The organism is Azospirillum sp. UENF 312511 (assembly GCF_058780635.1).
Map to the genome: position 1 here is coordinate 556,830 of NZ_JBSNCG010000003.1, position 15,026 is coordinate 571,855.

At 68.8% G+C, this 15,026-nt stretch carries 18 protein-coding genes; 13 read left to right on the plus strand and 5 right to left on the minus strand.

Features of this window, described 5'->3' with window-relative positions:
• Nucleotides 1-158: 158 nt before the first annotated feature.
• From ACWPN7_RS13960 to ACWPN7_RS14015, 12 genes are all read left to right on the plus strand, one after another.
• Nucleotides 159-1,049 (plus strand): adenylate/guanylate cyclase domain-containing protein, encoded by an 891-nt coding sequence (locus ACWPN7_RS13960; RefSeq protein WP_459196979.1) that lies wholly within the window; start codon nucleotides 159-161, stop codon nucleotides 1,047-1,049.
• A 379-nt stretch (nucleotides 1,050-1,428) separates the two neighbouring features.
• Nucleotides 1,429-2,982, plus strand: a complete 1,554-nt coding sequence (nifB, locus tag ACWPN7_RS13965) for a nitrogenase cofactor biosynthesis protein NifB (RefSeq protein ID WP_459196978.1) — start codon at nucleotides 1,429-1,431, stop codon at nucleotides 2,980-2,982.
• A gap of 79 nt (nucleotides 2,983-3,061) precedes the next feature.
• Entirely contained in the window at nucleotides 3,062-3,253 is a 192-nt protein-coding gene (locus tag ACWPN7_RS13970) for a 4Fe-4S binding protein (protein ID WP_014239802.1), read from the plus strand.
• A 44-nt stretch (nucleotides 3,254-3,297) separates the two neighbouring features.
• The gene (locus ACWPN7_RS13975; RefSeq protein ID WP_051657910.1) at nucleotides 3,298-3,864 is read left to right on the plus strand and encodes a hypothetical protein; all 567 of its coding nucleotides are present in this window, start codon (nucleotides 3,298-3,300) and stop codon (nucleotides 3,862-3,864) included.
• Nucleotides 3,861-4,634, plus strand: a complete 774-nt coding sequence (locus ACWPN7_RS13980) for a 4Fe4S-binding leucine-rich repeat protein (protein ID WP_459196977.1) — start codon at nucleotides 3,861-3,863, stop codon at nucleotides 4,632-4,634. Before ACWPN7_RS13975 ends, ACWPN7_RS13980 begins: the two co-directional genes overlap by 4 nt.
• Before the next feature lie 19 nt (nucleotides 4,635-4,653).
• Complete coding sequence (locus ACWPN7_RS13985; protein ID WP_038528952.1) at nucleotides 4,654-4,950, plus strand: nitrogen fixation protein NifZ; 297 nt, start codon at nucleotides 4,654-4,656, stop codon at nucleotides 4,948-4,950.
• A gap of 23 nt (nucleotides 4,951-4,973) precedes the next feature.
• Entirely contained in the window at nucleotides 4,974-5,285 is a 312-nt protein-coding gene (locus ACWPN7_RS13990; RefSeq protein WP_014239798.1) for a nitrogen fixation protein NifZ, read from the plus strand.
• 34 nt (nucleotides 5,286-5,319) lie between these two features.
• Nucleotides 5,320-6,471: a cysteine desulfurase family protein gene (locus tag ACWPN7_RS13995; protein WP_459196976.1), complete on the plus strand. Its 1,152-nt coding sequence runs from the start codon at nucleotides 5,320-5,322 to the stop codon at nucleotides 6,469-6,471.
• 38 nt (nucleotides 6,472-6,509) lie between these two features.
• Complete coding sequence (gene nifT, locus ACWPN7_RS14000) at nucleotides 6,510-6,719, plus strand: putative nitrogen fixation protein NifT (protein ID WP_035672252.1); 210 nt, start codon at nucleotides 6,510-6,512, stop codon at nucleotides 6,717-6,719.
• Nucleotides 6,720-6,724: 5 nt separating this feature from the next.
• Nucleotides 6,725-7,009, plus strand: coding sequence for a DUF6129 family protein (locus ACWPN7_RS14005; RefSeq protein WP_103040295.1), 285 nt, complete (start codon nucleotides 6,725-6,727; stop codon nucleotides 7,007-7,009).
• A gap of 14 nt (nucleotides 7,010-7,023) precedes the next feature.
• The gene (locus ACWPN7_RS14010) at nucleotides 7,024-8,220 is read left to right on the plus strand and encodes a DegT/DnrJ/EryC1/StrS family aminotransferase (protein ID WP_349619470.1); all 1,197 of its coding nucleotides are present in this window, start codon (nucleotides 7,024-7,026) and stop codon (nucleotides 8,218-8,220) included.
• Nucleotides 8,221-8,308: 88 nt separating this feature from the next.
• Entirely contained in the window at nucleotides 8,309-9,187 is an 879-nt protein-coding gene (locus tag ACWPN7_RS14015) for an SIR2 family protein (RefSeq protein WP_103040297.1), read from the plus strand.
• Between the two features lie 165 nt (nucleotides 9,188-9,352).
• Here the strand turns inward: ACWPN7_RS14015 and ACWPN7_RS14020 are convergent, their stop codons facing one another.
• The 5 genes from ACWPN7_RS14020 to ACWPN7_RS14040 form a co-directional block, all read right to left on the minus strand.
• Entirely contained in the window at nucleotides 9,353-9,979 is a 627-nt protein-coding gene (locus ACWPN7_RS14020) for an FMN-dependent NADH-azoreductase (protein ID WP_014239794.1), read from the minus strand.
• Between the two features lie 149 nt (nucleotides 9,980-10,128).
• Complete coding sequence (locus ACWPN7_RS14025; protein ID WP_038528966.1) at nucleotides 10,129-10,896, minus strand: class II glutamine amidotransferase; 768 nt, start codon at nucleotides 10,894-10,896, stop codon at nucleotides 10,129-10,131.
• A 75-nt stretch (nucleotides 10,897-10,971) separates the two neighbouring features.
• Nucleotides 10,972-11,400: an ArsC/Spx/MgsR family protein gene (locus ACWPN7_RS14030; RefSeq protein WP_038531125.1), complete on the minus strand. Its 429-nt coding sequence runs from the start codon at nucleotides 11,398-11,400 to the stop codon at nucleotides 10,972-10,974.
• Nucleotides 11,401-11,408: 8 nt separating this feature from the next.
• The gene (gene draG, locus ACWPN7_RS14035) at nucleotides 11,409-12,302 is read right to left on the minus strand and encodes an ADP-ribosyl-[dinitrogen reductase] hydrolase (protein WP_014239791.1); all 894 of its coding nucleotides are present in this window, start codon (nucleotides 12,300-12,302) and stop codon (nucleotides 11,409-11,411) included.
• Nucleotides 12,303-12,329: 27 nt separating this feature from the next.
• Entirely contained in the window at nucleotides 12,330-13,217 is an 888-nt protein-coding gene (locus ACWPN7_RS14040) for an NAD(+)--dinitrogen-reductase ADP-D-ribosyltransferase (RefSeq protein WP_038528972.1), read from the minus strand.
• A gap of 337 nt (nucleotides 13,218-13,554) precedes the next feature.
• Between ACWPN7_RS14040 and ACWPN7_RS14045 the strand changes: the two genes are divergently transcribed.
• On the plus strand, nucleotides 13,555-14,811 hold the full coding sequence (locus ACWPN7_RS14045) for a hypothetical protein (RefSeq protein WP_492273331.1): 1,257 nt from the start codon (nucleotides 13,555-13,557) through the stop codon (nucleotides 14,809-14,811).
• Nucleotides 14,812-15,026: the final 215 nt, after the last annotated feature.

A 15,026-nucleotide genomic window follows, 5' to 3' on the forward strand; every position in this document is an offset into this window, starting at 1 on the left:
AGGGCTAATCGGCGATCCGGCTGCGACACGTCAGCCGTGCGGCCTGCTGGTTCCAAGGCCCCTGTAACCGTTACGAACGGTTGTGATATGACAGTGGAACACCGGCTTTACGCTGTGCCCCGCTTCCCGCAACCTCCAGCTTCGGGCCTTTGCACGGGATGGAAAAGCCCCTCGCGCTCCTCTTCGTGGACATCGCCGACAGCACGCTGCTCTATGAATTGGCGGGCGACCGCAAGGCGGCGGCTCTGACCCAGCGGGTGCTGGAGGGCTTGCGCCGGATCGTCGGAGAGAACGACGGCACGGTGGTGAAAAGCCTGGGTGACGGGCTGCTCGCCTGCTTCCCCATGAGCGACGGCGCCACCCGCGCCGCGCTTGCCATGATGGAGCGGCAAGGCGAGTTCGGGCTGCGCCTGCGCGCCGGGCTGCATTTCGGCCCGGTGATCGCCGGCCCCGGCGACCTCTACGGCGACGCCTGCAACGTCGCCGCCCGGCTGGAATCCATCGCCCGCCCCGGCGAGATCCTGGCGACCGACGATCTGGTCGACCGCCTCTCACCGCCGCTGCGGGCGCGGACCCGCCTTCTGAACAGCGTTGCGGTGAAGGGAAAGGCGGCCCCGGTCCGCGTCCACCAGATCCGCGACGGCAGCGCCCCGACGGAGGCCGAGGACAACGCCACCGTCGCCCTGACCACATCGGTTCCCGGCAGCGGGCGCGGCCTGCCGTCCCTGCGCCTGTCCGGGCGCCGCGCCGAGGCGACGCTGACTCCCCTGCTGCCGCGCGTCACGGTGGGGCGCGACGAGGGCTGCGGCCTGCGTATCCCGTCGCGCCGCACCTCGCGCCAGCACGCGGTGATCGACTTCAGCCGCGGCGGCTTCCTGCTGACCGACCATTCGACCAACGGCACCTTCATCCGCACGGGCAAGTCCCCCTCCCTGTTGCTGCGCCGCGATTCGACGAAACTGACCGGCAGCGGGCTGATCGGGTTCGGGGGAGAGCCGCTGCGCCCGGACGAGGACCATGTCCTGACCTTCCAGGTGGGGAGCGCGTGATCAACCCTCTCCCGCCCTGGGAGAGGGAGGGACCCGCCGCGGCAGCGGTGGGAGGGTGAGGGTGCCGGCAAGGATCGAGCCGCTGATCCTCGCACGACCCTCACCCGGCGCCTTCGGCGCCCCCCTCTCCCGAGACGGGAGAGGGAAATCGATGCCAGTCCGTTACCCCATCAGCGCCCCATGTCGGGTCCCCGACAGGCGGCGTGTTTGTCGGCCATTGTTGGGCTTTGTCCGCCTTTGTCGGATTGCCGACATGGCGCACACGCCCGACACATCCCCATAACCCACTGAAACTCCACAATTCACCCGGTTGGCCCCGAACTTGCTTTTAACGACCTGACCAAGGGCGCCGATGGCGCGGCTGGGAAGGGAGTGGACGATGGCCAACGTTATTTCGCTCGACAGCATCCTGGGCGTGGGTGAGCTGAAAGCCGCCGCCGAGGCGCCGCCCGCCGCCTCCGGCTGCGCCTCCTCCTCCTGCGGGTCGTCGGACGGCCCCGCCGACATGGCGCCGGAGGTGTGGGAGAAGGTGAAGAACCATCCCTGCTACTCCGAGGAGGCGCATCACTATTTCGCCCGCATGCACGTCGCCGTGGCGCCGGCCTGCAACATCCAGTGCAACTACTGCAACCGGAAATACGACTGTTCGAACGAGAGCCGGCCGGGCGTGGTCTCCGAGAAGCTGACCCCCGATCAGGCGCTCCGCAAGATCATGGCGGTGGCCAAGGAAATCCCGCAGCTCTCCGTCATCGGCATCGCCGGCCCCGGCGACAGTCTGGCGGCGGGCGGCAAGAACACCTTCAAGACCTTCGAGATGCTGGCGAAGAAGGCGCCGGACCTCAAGCTGTGCCTGTCCACCAACGGTCTGGCCCTGCCCGACCATGTGGACACCATCGCGAACTACAACATCGACCACGTCACGATCACCATCAACATGGTCGATCCCGAGGTCGGGCAGCACATCTACCCCTGGATCTTCCACGACCACAAGCGCTGGACCGGCCTGGACGCCGCCAAGATCCTGCACGAGCGCCAGATGCTCGGGCTGGAGATGCTGACGTCGCGCGGCATCCTGGTGAAGGTGAACTCCGTCATGATCCCGGGGATCAACGACGAGCACCTGATGGACGTGAACAAGGCCGTGAAGTCGCGCGGCGCCTTCCTGCACAACATCATGCCGCTGATCTCCGACCCGGCGCACGGCACGCATTTCGGCCTGACCGGCCAGCGCGGCCCGACCGCGCAGGAGTTGAAGGTCCTGCAGGACCAGTGCGAGGGCGGGGCCAAGCTGATGCGCCACTGCCGCCAGTGCCGCGCCGACGCGGTCGGCCTGCTGGGCGAGGACCGCGGTTCCGAATTCACCATCGACCAGATCGAGGCGATGGGCGAGGTGGAGTACGATCAGGAAGCCGCCCGCACCTACCGCGAGCATGTCGAGGGCGAGCGCGCCGGTCGCCACGCCGCCAAGGCCGCCGCACAGGCCGACGTCGCCGAGACGGTCGGCACCGAGGTGCAGCCGATCCTGATCGCCGTCGCCACCAAGGGCGGCGAGCGCATCAACGAGCATTTCGGCCACGCCAAGGAATTCCAGATCTACGAGGTCGGTCCGAAGGGCGCCAAGTTCGTCGGCCACCGCCGCGTCGACCAGTATTGCGAAGGCGGCTCGGGCGACGAGGACGCGCTCGGCGGCGTGCTGTCGGCGATCAACGACTGCACCGCGGTCTTCGTCGCCAAAATCGGCGGCTGCCCGTCGCAGAATCTCAAGGACGCGGGCATCGAACCGGTTGACCGCTTCGCCTTCGAGTACATCGAGGAGTCGGCATTGACCTACTTCAAGGACTACGCCGAGCGCCTCGGCCAAGGTGCGATCAACGCGCGCGAGGGGCAGGACGCGGTGATCCGCACCGGCGCCTTCACCGCCCTGCGCGCCTGATACCCAAGAGACCGACCAGAACCCACGGATTTACCCGGCGGCCCACCGCAACAGCCGCCCCACCTGCAAGGAGAGTGTCATGGCTTACAAGATCAAGGCTTCCGACTGCACCGCCTGCGGCGCCTGCGAGGCCGAGTGCCCGAACAACGCCATCAGCTTCAAGAAGGGCGCCTACGCCATCAACGCGGACCTGTGCACCGAGTGCAAGGGCCAGTTCTCCAGCCCGCAATGCGCCTCGGTCTGCCCGGCCGATTGCTGCGTCCCGGCCTGATCGCCCGAAACCCCTCTCCCGTCCCATCACGGGAGAGGGTGTCCATGGAGCGCACCGCCATGCTGGACGAGGTGGATGAAGGCTGGCTCAACCGCCGTTACTACGGCGGCGACCTGCCGCCCGAGGCGGAGCGGTTCCTGCATCTCGCCGCCGCCAGCCACGCCGACGCCGAGACGGCGCAGCGTTACCTCGCCCACGCCGCCGAGCTGGCGCCGGGTCATCGGCTGGTCGATCTCGGCCATTACAAGTTCCACTTCTACAAGGCGAACCTGGACACCGCCCTGCTCTACGGCGAGCGGATGCTCGGCCACGCCATGGCGGCCATCGGCCTGAACCACACCGACTGGCGCATGGTCGGCAACAATTCTTCCAAGTCATTGGGGGTCGACTTCGCGGGTCTGGAGCCGGCCCCGCGCCTGTTCCTGTTCGCCCTGACCGCAGTCGGCTACCTGCATCTGCGCCTGGGCCGTCTGGCCGAAGGGCGCGAGGCCCTGAACAAGGTCCGGGAGTTGGACCCGAAGGACCGCTTCGGAACCAGCCGCCTGCTCGCCGCCGCGGACCGTCACGAAGCCGGCCAACACGACGCCGGGCTGGAGGACGACGACGCATGAGCGACGACATCGACAAGGCGCTGGACTGGCTGGGCAACCCCGTCGACTGCGACGGCTGCGCCTACCGCGACCGTCTGGCCGAGGGGCGCTGCGAACCGCTGCGCGCCTGCGTGCAGGACCGCTACGCCAAGCGCATCCAGCGCTTCTTCCAATGGAACGACGATCTGGCGGGCGAGCATCTCGACCACCCCTATTTCGAAGTCCGCGCCAACGCCGCCCGCTTCGCGCCGATCTTCATCGTGCCGCGGCTGATGGACGACCCCGACGAGACGGTGCGCGCCGCCGTCGCCCGCCGCCTGCCCCGCCGCCTGCTGCTGAAGATGCGCGGCGACCCCGACCGCGAGGTGCGCATCGCCGTCGCCTCCCGGCTGGAGGACGCCGACCTCTCGCCGCTGATGCGCGACCCCGACTACTCCGTGCGCCTGCGCGTCGCCCGCCGTGTGCCCGAGGGCATGCTGCCGGCGATGATGCACGACGAGGACCCGGAAATCCGGCTGGAGGTCGCCAACCGCATCGGGCTGGACTGGCTGATGAGCATGGCCTGGGACGACAGCGCCCGCGTGCGCATGGTCGTCGCCCGCCGCCTGCCTCCGGAAAAGCTGGCCGCGCTGATCCGCGACACCGACTGGTGCGTGCGCTTCGTCGTCGCCAGCCGCCTGCCGCCCGAAGACCTCGCCCCGCTGACCGAAGACCCGGTGGACGACGTCCGCACCGTGGCGCAGAAGCGCCGCGCCGGACTGCCCGCCACCGGCGACCTGATCCCCGACTGACCGGAGCAAGGAGCACCGAATGCGCGAGCGCGCCCGCGATCCGAACGAACCGATCGAACTGGAAGACCGCCCCGCCTTCGAGGAGGGCCAGAAGGTCCGCGCGCTTCGCGACGTGCGCAACGACGGCACCTATCCCGGACGCCCGATGGGCGACTTCCTGATCCGCACCGGGGACATCGGCTACGTGAAGTCGATCGGCACCTATCTGCAGATGTATTACATCTACGGCATCGATTTTTACGAGAAGCGCATCATTGTCGGCATGCGCGCCAAGGAACTCGAACTGGTCGACGCCCGCTGCAACGACCCGCAATGACCTTCCCGCCTGAGGAGCACGCGATGAGCGACGCCGTCACCGAAGCGAAGAAACCCGGCTTCATCCCGCCCCGCGAACCGCTCTACGACTGGGGCCTGATGGTCACCGCCGCGGTGGACCTCCACAACGACGGCAGCCACCCCAACGCCGAGGACGGCGCGCTGCTGGCCCCCAAGGGCACGCCCGGCACCATCGTGCGCATCGGCCACGCCGAGGGCACGCAGATCCCCGTCTATCTGGTGGAGTTCCCGGCCGGCGTCGTCGTCGGCTGCCTGGAGGAGGAGATCACGCCCGCCGACGGCCGCCGCCGCGGCGTCCCCGGCGTGATGGACTGACCGCCCCCTCCGTGCCACGGCCTGCGATGGACCCATGATCTATCTCGACAACAACGCGACGACCCCGCTGGCGCCCGAGGTGCGGGAGGCGATGCTGCCGCACCTGTCCGGGGAGTTCGGCAACCCCTCCAGCCCGCACGCCGCCGGCATGGCCGCCAAGCGGGCGGTGGGCGAGGCGCGCGCCCAGGTGGCGGCGCTGGTCGGCGCGAAGGCCGCGGACATGCTGTTCACCGCCAGCGCGACGGAGGCCAACCACACGGCCCTGCTCGGCACCCTGCGCGCCGTCGCGGCGGAGCGTCCGGAGCGCCGCCACCTCGTCACCACGGCGATCGAGCATCCATCGACGCTGATGCTGGCGAAGGATCTGGAACGGCAAGGCTGGAGGGTCACCGTCCTGCCGGTGGACGGCACCGGCACCATCGCGCTCTCCGACCTGCGCGACGCGGTGACGCCCGACACGGCGCTGGTCTCTGTCATGTGGGCGAACAACGAGACCGGGGCGATCCAGCCGGTCGGCGCCGCCGCCGACATCGCCCAGGCGCGCGGCGCCCTGTTCCACACCGACGCGGTGCAGGCCGCCGGGCGGCTGCCCATCAAAGTCGACGCGGTGAACGCCGACCTGCTGACCCTGTCCGCCCACAAGATGCACGGGCCGAAGGGCGTCGGCGCCCTCTTCATCCGCAAGGGCGTGCCCTTCGCCCCGCTGATCCACGGCCATCAGGAGCGCCACCGCCGCGGCGGGACGGAGAATGTGCCGGCCATCGTCGGCTTCGGCGCCGCCGCCAACCGCGCCGCCGCCAGCGTGGCGGAGGCCGGCGGCATGGCGATCCTGCGCGACCGGCTGGAGCGCGGCGTGCTCGCCGCCTGGCCGGGCAGCCGGGTCAACGGCGAGGGAGCGGCCCGGCTGTCCAACACCAGCAACATCCGCTTCGCCGACCCGCAGGGTCGCCCGCTGGACGCGGAGGAGTTGCTGATGCGGCTCGACCGCGCCGGCATCGCCGTCTCCATGGGAGCGGCCTGCGCGTCCGGCGGCAACGAGCCGAGCCACGTCCTGACCGCCATGGGCCTGACCCCGGCGGAGGCCGCGGCCAGCCTGCGCTTCTCCCTCAGCCGCTACAGCACGGCGGAGGAGGTGGAATCGGTCCTCAACGAGTTCCCCGCGCTCTACGCGCGGATCGCGGCCTGACCAAACGACAGCCCAAAACACGACGACTGGAGAGTGACATGAAGGTGATGGTGCGCAAGGCCGGTGAGCAATACACGATCTACGTCGCCAAGAAGGACCTGGAGGAACCCATCACCGAGATGGAGAAGCCGGGCCTGTGGGGCGGCTGGGTCAAGGTCGCCAACGGCTGGACGCTCGACCTGCCGGAGATGCCGGCGGACACCCGCCTGCCCATCACCGTCGAAGCCAAGAAGCGCGGCGCGGAGTGACCGTCATGGCCCTGTCCCCGGAACGGATCGACGCCATCGCCGCCCTGGCCGGCGGCCTCTTCGCGGACGGCACCCGGCTCGACGCCGTGGTCCGCGCCGTTCGCGAGGCGAACCCGGACCTGTCCAACGTCACCGGGGCGCATGCCGCGGTGATGGCGGAGGACGCCTTCCGGGAGGAGCCCGGCTTCAACCTCTACCTCGTGGACGGCACCAACCATTGCTGGCTCATCACCAACAAGCCGGAGACGGCGACCGGCGTGGTGATCGCGCAACGGGACGAGGACGACTGAATAAGGATCGCGGAATGACGATGCCCCCGGACAACTCAGCCGAAGACGACGAAGGCAGCGAACTCGGCGACTACATCCCGCTGATCGACCCGGACATTTCGGAAGCGGAGGTGGCGGTCATCAGCCGCATCCTCACCTCCGGCAGCCTCGGCGACGGGCGGATGACGGAGGGGTTCGAGCAGGCTTTCGCCGCCTGGCTCGGCCGCGCGCACGCGGTCGCGGTGTCCAGCGGCACCATCGCCACGCTGATGGTGCTCAAGGCCTACGGCATCGGACCGGGGGACGAGGTTCTCTGCTCCCCCTTCGGCTGGCATCAGGTGCAGCATGCCATCGCGCTGGCCGGCGCGGAGCCGGTCTTCGTCGACATCGACTACTGGCAGCACACCATCAACCCGGCGAAGGCTGAGGCCAAGATCACGCCGCGGACCAAGGCCATCCTGGCCGGCAACGTCAACGGCCACCCCGCCCATTGGGACGAGCTGCGCGCGCTCGCTACGGACAAGGGGCTGATCCTGATCGAGGATTCGACCGAGGCGATCGGCTCCTCCTACAAGGGGAAGCTGGTCGGCAGTTTCGGCGACTGCGCGGTCTTCGACTTTTCCGAACCCGGCGTGCTGGTAACCGGCGAAGGTGGGATGATCGTCACCGACGACCGCAACCTCGCCCACCAGCTCCGCTACCTGCGCCGGCGCGAGATGGAGCACCGCAACACGGTGGTCATCACCCGCACCATTCCCTTCCAGGCGGGCATGAGCAACCTGACCGCCGCGCTGGGCCTCGTCCAGTTGAAGCGCCTGCCGGAAATCCTGGCGAAGCGCCGGGAGGTGGTCGGCCACTACGAGGCGGCCATGGCCAGTTTCGAGGGCATCAAGCCGCCCTACAAGGGGCCGGGCGCCGACGACGTGCACCCGATGGTCTACGCCGTGCATCTTGGCACCCGCTTCACCGCCTCGGGGCGCAAGGCGGTGCTGGAGGACTTGGCGACGCACGATGTCGAGGCGTCGGACTACGGGCAGGCGCTCTACACCCAGCAATATTACCAGGAGCGCGGCGCCAGCCGGGCCGACTGCCCGGTCTGCCAGAAGACGGTCGACCGCGTGCTGGCCCTGCCGCTGCACCACAAGGTCACCGCCGACGAGGTGCAGTTCATCGTGGACACGCTGAAGGACGCCACCGTCAACACGGGGGCGGGCGCGGCGATCTATTTGTGAAACGCGGCCCTTTCCCGGCGCCATTCCCCTCCCCTGCGCAGCGGGGGAGGGTCAGGGAGGGGGCAACAGCCAGCCGAACGGGGTTAGCATGACCGACACCGCCGTCATCGACAGCACGGACACCGACACCATCATCGCGGAGATCGCCGCGGCGCTGAAGGCGCGGGGCGTGGTGCCCTATCTCGGGCCGGGCGCCTTTGCGCTGCTGCCGGAGGCCGACTGCCCGATCCCGCGCACCTCGCTGGAACTGGCGCAGCGGCTGAACGCCAAGGTCGCCGCACCGGGCCGCATCCGCAGCCAGCTGACCGCCGTCGCCCAATTCATCGAATCGCGGCGCCACCGCAAGACGCTGGACGGCATCCTGAACGAGATCTTCAAGCGCGAGGTTCCGGCCACACCGGTTCACGCGTGGCTGGCCGCCCTGCCCGCACCGCCGATGATCGTCGATGTTTGGTACGACAACACGCTGGAAAGCCTGCTGACCGCCGACACGGGGCGGAGTTGGGGCCAGATCCAGGGCCTGTCCCACCCGCAGGGCGTCGGCGAATGGGTGAAATACTACGCGCCGGGCGGCGCGGAGGTCGAGGCCGCCGCGGCGTCGGGCTGGGAGACCCTGCTCTACAAGCCGTCGGGCAGCGCCGCCCCGGCGGGGAACTACCTGATTTCCGACAGCGACTTCGTCGAAATCCTCACGGAGATCGACATCCAGACGCCGATTCCCGCCATCGTGCAGGAACGACGGGCGGGCCGGAGCTTCCTCTATCTCGGCTGCCGCTTCGATCAGGAAATCCAGCGCACCTTCGCCCGCCAGATCGCCAAGCGCTCGTCAGACAAGCACTGGGCGGTGATCGAGGGCGAGCTGTCGAAGAACGAGGCGCGCTTCCTGGAGCTGCAGAACATCACCCGCCTCGACCTGCCCCTGGACGAGGCGGTCCGGCGGATCAGCGAGGCGATGGGGGCCAATTAAAGCTAGCGCGTCGCGAAGCTCCCCTCTCCCCTCTGGGGAGAGGGTGGCCCGAAGGGCCGGGTGAGGGGGTTGCGCTTGTGCCGGACGGTCCGCCACGCGCAACCCCCTCACCCTAACCCTCTCCCCGGAGGGGAGAGGGGACATCGAGAGGGAACGCGGCGATCTTTACGCCGCGACCGGGGTCGCCAGGGCGTCGATCTCCTGCTGGGCGGCGGCCAGCGCCTTGGCGCGGGCATCCGGACCCATGCCGACGCCCTCGGCGCGGATCACCGTCACGTCGGTGACGCCCAGGAAGCCCAGAACCGTGCGCAGGAAGGCCTCCTGGTGGTCCAGCGCGCTCATCGCGGCGTTGGTCGAGTAGACGCCGCCGCGGGTCGAGGCGATGTAGACCTTCTTGCCGCCGGCCAGACCGACCGGGCCGGTCTCGGTGTAGCGGAAGGTGCGACCCGCCTGGGCGATACGGTCGATCCAGGCCTTGAGCTGGGTCGGGACCGTGAAGTTGTACATCGGGGCGCCGATCACCACGACGTCGGCGGCCAGGAACTCGTCGACCAGCGCGTCGGTCAGGGCCAGCTCCTCCTGCTGGCGGGCGGTCAGGCCCTCCAGGTTGCGGAACTTCACGACCTGCATCAGCTCGCCGGTCAAGTGGTCCGGCGGGGCGACGGTGAGGTCGCGGACGGACACCTCGGCGTCCGGCGTCGCCTGGCGCAGCGCCGCGACGATGGAGGCGGTGAGCTGGCGCGAAACGGAGGCGTCGCCCAGCGGGCTGGAGTCGATGCGAAGGATCTTCATGGTCACGTCTTCCTGTCCGGGAAGCGGGGCGCCGGTCCGGCACCGTCACCGCTTCGGTTTGTCTCGGAAGTGACCATAAGCCCGCTTACGCCAATCGATTGAGCCCCGATTTCGCCAATCTTCGTTGCACGGATCAGAACAATCCCCGGTCAGCGCACCCGATTGCCGCCCTTGAACACGACCATCTCGCCGCCCTTCATGACGGTCCAATCCTCGTCGCGGGTCAGGGGGCGGGTGGCGACCACCGTCACCACGTCGTCGGGCGTCGTCTCCTTGGCGAAATCGACGCTCATGTCCTCGTCGATCAGCGTCGCCGGGCCGAAGGGGGCCTTGCGGGTCAGCCAGGCGAGGTTGGTCGCGCAATGGCACCACAGATACCGCCCGTCACTGAGCAGCATGTTGAAGACGCCCAGCGTGCCGAGGTCGGTGGCGAGGTCGCGGATCAGCCGCATCAGGGCGCCGCTGCTCTTGGGTGGCTCCGGATACTGCATGCGGATCTGGTCGAGCAGCCAGCAGAAGGCGTGCTCGCTGTCCGTCGTCCCGACCGGCTCGTAGAAGGTCAGCGTCCGTTCCTTGATGCCCTTGAGCTGGCCGTTGTGGGCGAAGGTCCAGACGCGGCCCCACAGCTCCCGCGTGAAGGGGTGGGTGTTCTCCAGCGACACCCGGCCGCGGTTGGCGCGGCGGATGTGGGAGATGACCACGCAGGACTTGATGGAATAGCTGCTGACCAGCCGCGCGATCTCCGACTCGCAGCTCGGCGCCGGGTCGTGGAAGGTGCGGCAGCCCTTCCCCTCGTAGAAAGCGATTCCCCAGCCGTCGCGGTGCGGACCGGTCTGCCCGCCGCGGCGCATCAGGCCGCGAAAGCTGAAGCAGATGTCCGTGGGCACGTTGGCGCTCATGCCCAGGAGTTCGCACATGGATCGGCCCCCATCACAGGATTGTCGGGTATCAGACAGGACGGGGGCAAACCTACGACAGTCTGGGTTGTCCCGTCACCCCTTTGCGGGTGGTGGGCAGGGTGGCATCCCGGCGCGGGCGCAGCCTTCCAGCTTGCCCTCCGGCGCTCCGGCGGCCAGCCCGATCCAGGCGTCCACCCGCTCCGCCTCGAAGCCGCAGTCGCGGCGGTCGCCCACCTGCATCAGCGGGCGGCGGATCAGCAGCGGCGTCGTCAGCATCAGCGCCAGGGCGGCGGCCTCGTCCAGCGCGTCCGGATCGACCTCGCCGCTCTTCACCGCGGGGGCGGCGCGATTGAACCACTCGGCCACCGGGCGGTCGCCGAAGAAGGGGCGCAGGCGGTCCGCCGTCCAGGGCTCGGACAGCAGGTCGCGGGCGTGGACGGTGTGCCCGGCCTCCGCCAGCAGCGCCTTCTGGCGGTTGTTGCCGGCGCAGCCGGGCTTTTCGAAGAAGATCACGTCGGCCATGGTCGAAATCACCCCTGCTTGAGCGCCGGGGAGCGGGCGAGCAGCCCGTCCACCTGGGCGCAGATTTCGTTGTAGACGTCGCGGTCGAGCTTGCGCAGCCAGCGCGGCGGGATGGTCTCCACGCCATAAGTGGCGCCGGCCAGCATGCCGGCGATGGCGCCGGTGGTGTCGGCGTCGCCGCCCTGGTTGACGGTCTCGACGACGCAGGATTCCACGGAATCGGTCTGGAAATAATAATGCATGACCGTCTGCATCGTATCGACGATGTAGGCGGTGGCCAGACCCCGGTAGGGCTGGAACTTGAATTGCCGGTGCTGCGCGATGAGCTTGTTCGATTCGTCGCGCACGTCGCGCACGCTGCCGCCCAGCACCAGACGGCGGACCATGTGGCCGAGCGTCAGAGTCGCCGCGTCGGACATCGCGTTGCAGTGGGTGATGTGCGCCTGCTCCACCGTCCAGCGCTCGAAGGCGTCGTCGTCGCCCAGCGTCGCCAGGGCGACCGGCAGGTTGCGCATCGCCGCCCCGTTGCCGGCGTGATACTCGCTCTCCGGCTCCGACAGGGTGCCGTGCATGATGAAGCGGCGGATGCCGCGCCGTGTCGTGTCCCCGACATCGACGGGAACGCCCTTCAGCCAGACGGCGAACTCCTCCGCGGCGCGGCGGGCGTCCCACTCCGGGGCGGCCAGGATGGCGCGGCCGAGATGGATCGACATCTCGGTGTCGTCGGTCACCTGCCCGGCGGGCAGCTTCAGCCAGCCGCCGCCCTTGATGTGCTTGTGCACGCCGTACTGGTGGGCGATCTCGCCCTTTGTCAGAAACTCGACGGTGGCGCCCAGCGCGTCGCCGCAGGCCAGCCCGAGATAGGCGCCCAGCGCGCGTGAGCGGATGGAATGGTCAGTCATGGGCCGGATCTGTCCCGTGATCGGTTGTCAGAGAAGCGACACCCCCACCCTGTAGTCCCCGCCGACGACCAGATACTCGCCCTCCCCTTTGAAGGGGTAGCGGGGCAGGATGTCGCGGAAGAAGACCACCTTGGTGAGCGGCACCCAGGTTTCGAGGATGTAGTCCCCGAACTGGCCGGCAATGTCGCGCTCGATGGAAAAGGAGCTGAGGTTGTTGAGGCGCAGGACCGCCGTGCGCTTGTCGGGGCGCGCGACGATGTGATGCTCCTCGAAGTCGTTGACGCCGCGGTAGAGCCGGATGTGGCTGGCGCGCGATGGCATCGGCGCGTCCGGCCAGCCGCGGCGCATCCACCACTGGCAATACTCGTACAGCAGGTCGAGCTGCAGATTGATGTTGTTGTTGTGGAAGCGGGTGGCGACCTTCTCCTCGCCATAGGTCCGCCACGCGTCGGAGGCGAAACGGAGGATCGGCTCCTTGTGATAGGTGGGCAGCAGGCCGAAGCGGCTCTCCACCCAGCCTTTCAGCACAGCCCCCTCGGCGTTGTTGCTGTCGAACAGCCACCCCTTCAGCAGGCGCAGGTAGCTGGCGCGGTAGCGCCGCCGCCCGTCCGTGCCCTCGGCGCCGGAAAAATCCGGGTTCAACCCGAAGGTGAAGGCCATGTGGTGCTGGAAGATGTCGGCGGCGATCAGGCTGTTCGGGCTCTCGTCGAGCGCTTCGAACAGCACGGCGTGTTCGCTGCGCGTGCCGCCGATGCGCAGGCGCCGCGGCTCGTCGTTGAAGGACTCCGCGCACAGCGCTTCCGCCGTCACGTTCAGCAGGTTGGTGCGATGCGCCTTCAACGCCAGCGGCGAATCCGGATCGATCAGCCGCCCCCGCGCATCCCTCAAGCCACCGCTCGCCGAACCGTCCGCCATCGCGCTCTCAAATCCACAATTCTTTCATGGATACCGCGAACCGGCGCGTCCGCCAAGGGTCCGCGTCATCGCAAGGCGATGTCACCTAGCCCGCAATACATTTCGAATTCGAAAACAATTCTACTAAACAGCCGAAACAACTTTTGGCTTACTCCAAATATCTTAAAAATATCCGTTTGAACGGATGATGAGACGACACCATAGTTGATCGAACGGGATTCAGTGCACCGCAAGACGAGGCAAGGCCATGTGGCCGATGAAGCGTAAGGAACAGGAGACGCGCAACCGGGCGGTACAGCCCCCGCGCGTTCTTCTTCCTTCCGCCGTCTCGGAAAAGATGCCGATGCGCTCGGGACGGGCGCCGGTTCCGCTGCGCGGCGCCAGGGAGGCCCGCGACGCCGTGACGCTCGCCCGGCTGCTGCGCGGCACCATAACCCCGCTGCGCGGCGACGAGGTGCTGGCCCTGCTGGAGCCCCACCGCCCGCGTCTGGTGCCCAAGCCGGTCAACCCGCTGGCCGCCATGCTCGGCCAGCCGCAGGGCCGCCTGCTGGAGGCGCTGCTGCGCCCGACCGCCCCGATCATCCTGGACGTCCTGCTGCCCCGCCTGCGCGACCATCTGATCGACCGCGTCGTCCACAACAAGGGCACCGCCGAGGATGGGCTGCCCGGCGCACTGGAGGTGGCCACCGCCCTGCGCGCCCTGGTCGCCCTGCTGCGCGGCGCCGGGCGCGGCGCCGTGCTGTCGGTAGTCTCGGCCATCGAGGCGGACGCCCGCGCCGACGCCGACCGGCTGGTCCGCGGCGAAGCGCCCGTCGCAACCGCGGAAGACGATCCGGCCGGCGTCGCGGGGGGCGCCACCGCCGGCGCCATGGACAGCCTCGCCCACGCCCTGCTGCGCTTCGAGGCGCGGCGGCTGATGCTGGAGACGCTGGGCGCCACCGTCGCCCTGCGCGACGTCGTCTATCAATCGCGTCGTCTCACCCGCCACGCCTTGCGCCGGGCGGCGGAGGCCATGGACGGCTTCGGCGCCGACCGCGGCATCAAGGCGCTGCACGCCAGCCTCGCCACGCTGGCCTCGGTGGACGGGCTGCTCGTCGTCGCGATGCGGAACCTCGACGACCAGGAGGAGCACCGCGAGGAGGCCAACGCCTTCGTCGAGCCCGCCGACCGCAAGGCGATGAACGACTGTCTGTCGGCAGCGTGGCGGCTTTCCGACACGCTGTTCGATCTTGTCGGAAAGGCCGCCAACGGCGGCGACCTTGACGAGCTGCTGTTCGAGGCGCTGCTGCGCCAGCTCCGCTCCCTGCACCAGTTCTGCACCGACCTCGACCATGCCGGGCGGCCGGCGGTGCTCGACACGCTGGAGCGCCGTCTGGCCGAGCGCAGCCGCGCGCTGGCCGGCATCGCCGGGGAGCGTCTCGTCGGCATCCTGCTGGCCCGCCCCGCCGACCCGGCCAAGGCGCGCCGCCTGCTCGCCCGCGGCCAGTCGCTGGCCCAGCTTCTCTATGACATGGGCCAGGACGGCGACGAGCTGGAGGCGCTGGCGCTGCGCCTCGTGGTCGCCCGCGACGCGCTGAACCACGCCGCCGCCTGACGCCGTCTTCTGACGCTGGCGGACGACATTCGTCCATCCCTTCCTTTTCATTGCGAGAGACCCGACAAAATGTCGGGCTTTGTCGGGTATGTCACAGGCCCGACAAAGCGGACCGCGCTCGTCCGCAATCTAATTTCTTGTTCGTTTTCAACGACTTAAAAATTTTCCGCGAACTGGCACGGGGGATGCAGAGAAGGGGTCGAAGCGGCCGCTGG

What these genes read in the sequence shown, in the direction of transcription:
- ACWPN7_RS14020 (WP_014239794.1), bottom strand. Translation starts at nt 9,979, where the DNA reads ATGAAGATCCTTCGCATCGACTCCAGCCCGCTGGGCGACGCCTCCGTT.
- ACWPN7_RS13980 (WP_459196977.1), top strand. Translation starts at nt 3,861, where the DNA reads ATGAGCGACGACATCGACAAGGCGCTGGACTGGCTGGGCAACCCCGTC.
- ACWPN7_RS14045 (WP_492273331.1), top strand. Translation starts at nt 13,555, where the DNA reads ATGCCGATGCGCTCGGGACGGGCGCCGGTTCCGCTGCGCGGCGCCAGG.
- nifB (WP_459196978.1), top strand. Translation starts at nt 1,429, where the DNA reads ATGGCCAACGTTATTTCGCTCGACAGCATCCTGGGCGTGGGTGAGCTG.
- ACWPN7_RS14030 (WP_038531125.1), bottom strand. Translation starts at nt 11,400, where the DNA reads ATGGCCGACGTGATCTTCTTCGAAAAGCCCGGCTGCGCCGGCAACAAC.
- draG (WP_014239791.1), bottom strand. Translation starts at nt 12,302, where the DNA reads ATGACTGACCATTCCATCCGCTCACGCGCGCTGGGCGCCTATCTCGGG.
- nifT (WP_035672252.1), top strand. Translation starts at nt 6,510, where the DNA reads ATGAAGGTGATGGTGCGCAAGGCCGGTGAGCAATACACGATCTACGTC.
- ACWPN7_RS13970 (WP_014239802.1), top strand. Translation starts at nt 3,062, where the DNA reads ATGGCTTACAAGATCAAGGCTTCCGACTGCACCGCCTGCGGCGCCTGC.
- ACWPN7_RS13960 (WP_459196979.1), top strand. Translation starts at nt 159, where the DNA reads ATGGAAAAGCCCCTCGCGCTCCTCTTCGTGGACATCGCCGACAGCACG.
- ACWPN7_RS13990 (WP_014239798.1), top strand. Translation starts at nt 4,974, where the DNA reads ATGAGCGACGCCGTCACCGAAGCGAAGAAACCCGGCTTCATCCCGCCC.
- ACWPN7_RS13975 (WP_051657910.1), top strand. Translation starts at nt 3,298, where the DNA reads ATGGAGCGCACCGCCATGCTGGACGAGGTGGATGAAGGCTGGCTCAAC.
- ACWPN7_RS14005 (WP_103040295.1), top strand. Translation starts at nt 6,725, where the DNA reads ATGGCCCTGTCCCCGGAACGGATCGACGCCATCGCCGCCCTGGCCGGC.
- ACWPN7_RS13985 (WP_038528952.1), top strand. Translation starts at nt 4,654, where the DNA reads ATGCGCGAGCGCGCCCGCGATCCGAACGAACCGATCGAACTGGAAGAC.
- ACWPN7_RS14010 (WP_349619470.1), top strand. Translation starts at nt 7,024, where the DNA reads ATGACGATGCCCCCGGACAACTCAGCCGAAGACGACGAAGGCAGCGAA.
- ACWPN7_RS14040 (WP_038528972.1), bottom strand. Translation starts at nt 13,217, where the DNA reads ATGGCGGACGGTTCGGCGAGCGGTGGCTTGAGGGATGCGCGGGGGCGG.
- ACWPN7_RS13995 (WP_459196976.1), top strand. Translation starts at nt 5,320, where the DNA reads ATGATCTATCTCGACAACAACGCGACGACCCCGCTGGCGCCCGAGGTG.
- ACWPN7_RS14025 (WP_038528966.1), bottom strand. Translation starts at nt 10,896, where the DNA reads ATGTGCGAACTCCTGGGCATGAGCGCCAACGTGCCCACGGACATCTGC.
- ACWPN7_RS14015 (WP_103040297.1), top strand. Translation starts at nt 8,309, where the DNA reads ATGACCGACACCGCCGTCATCGACAGCACGGACACCGACACCATCATC.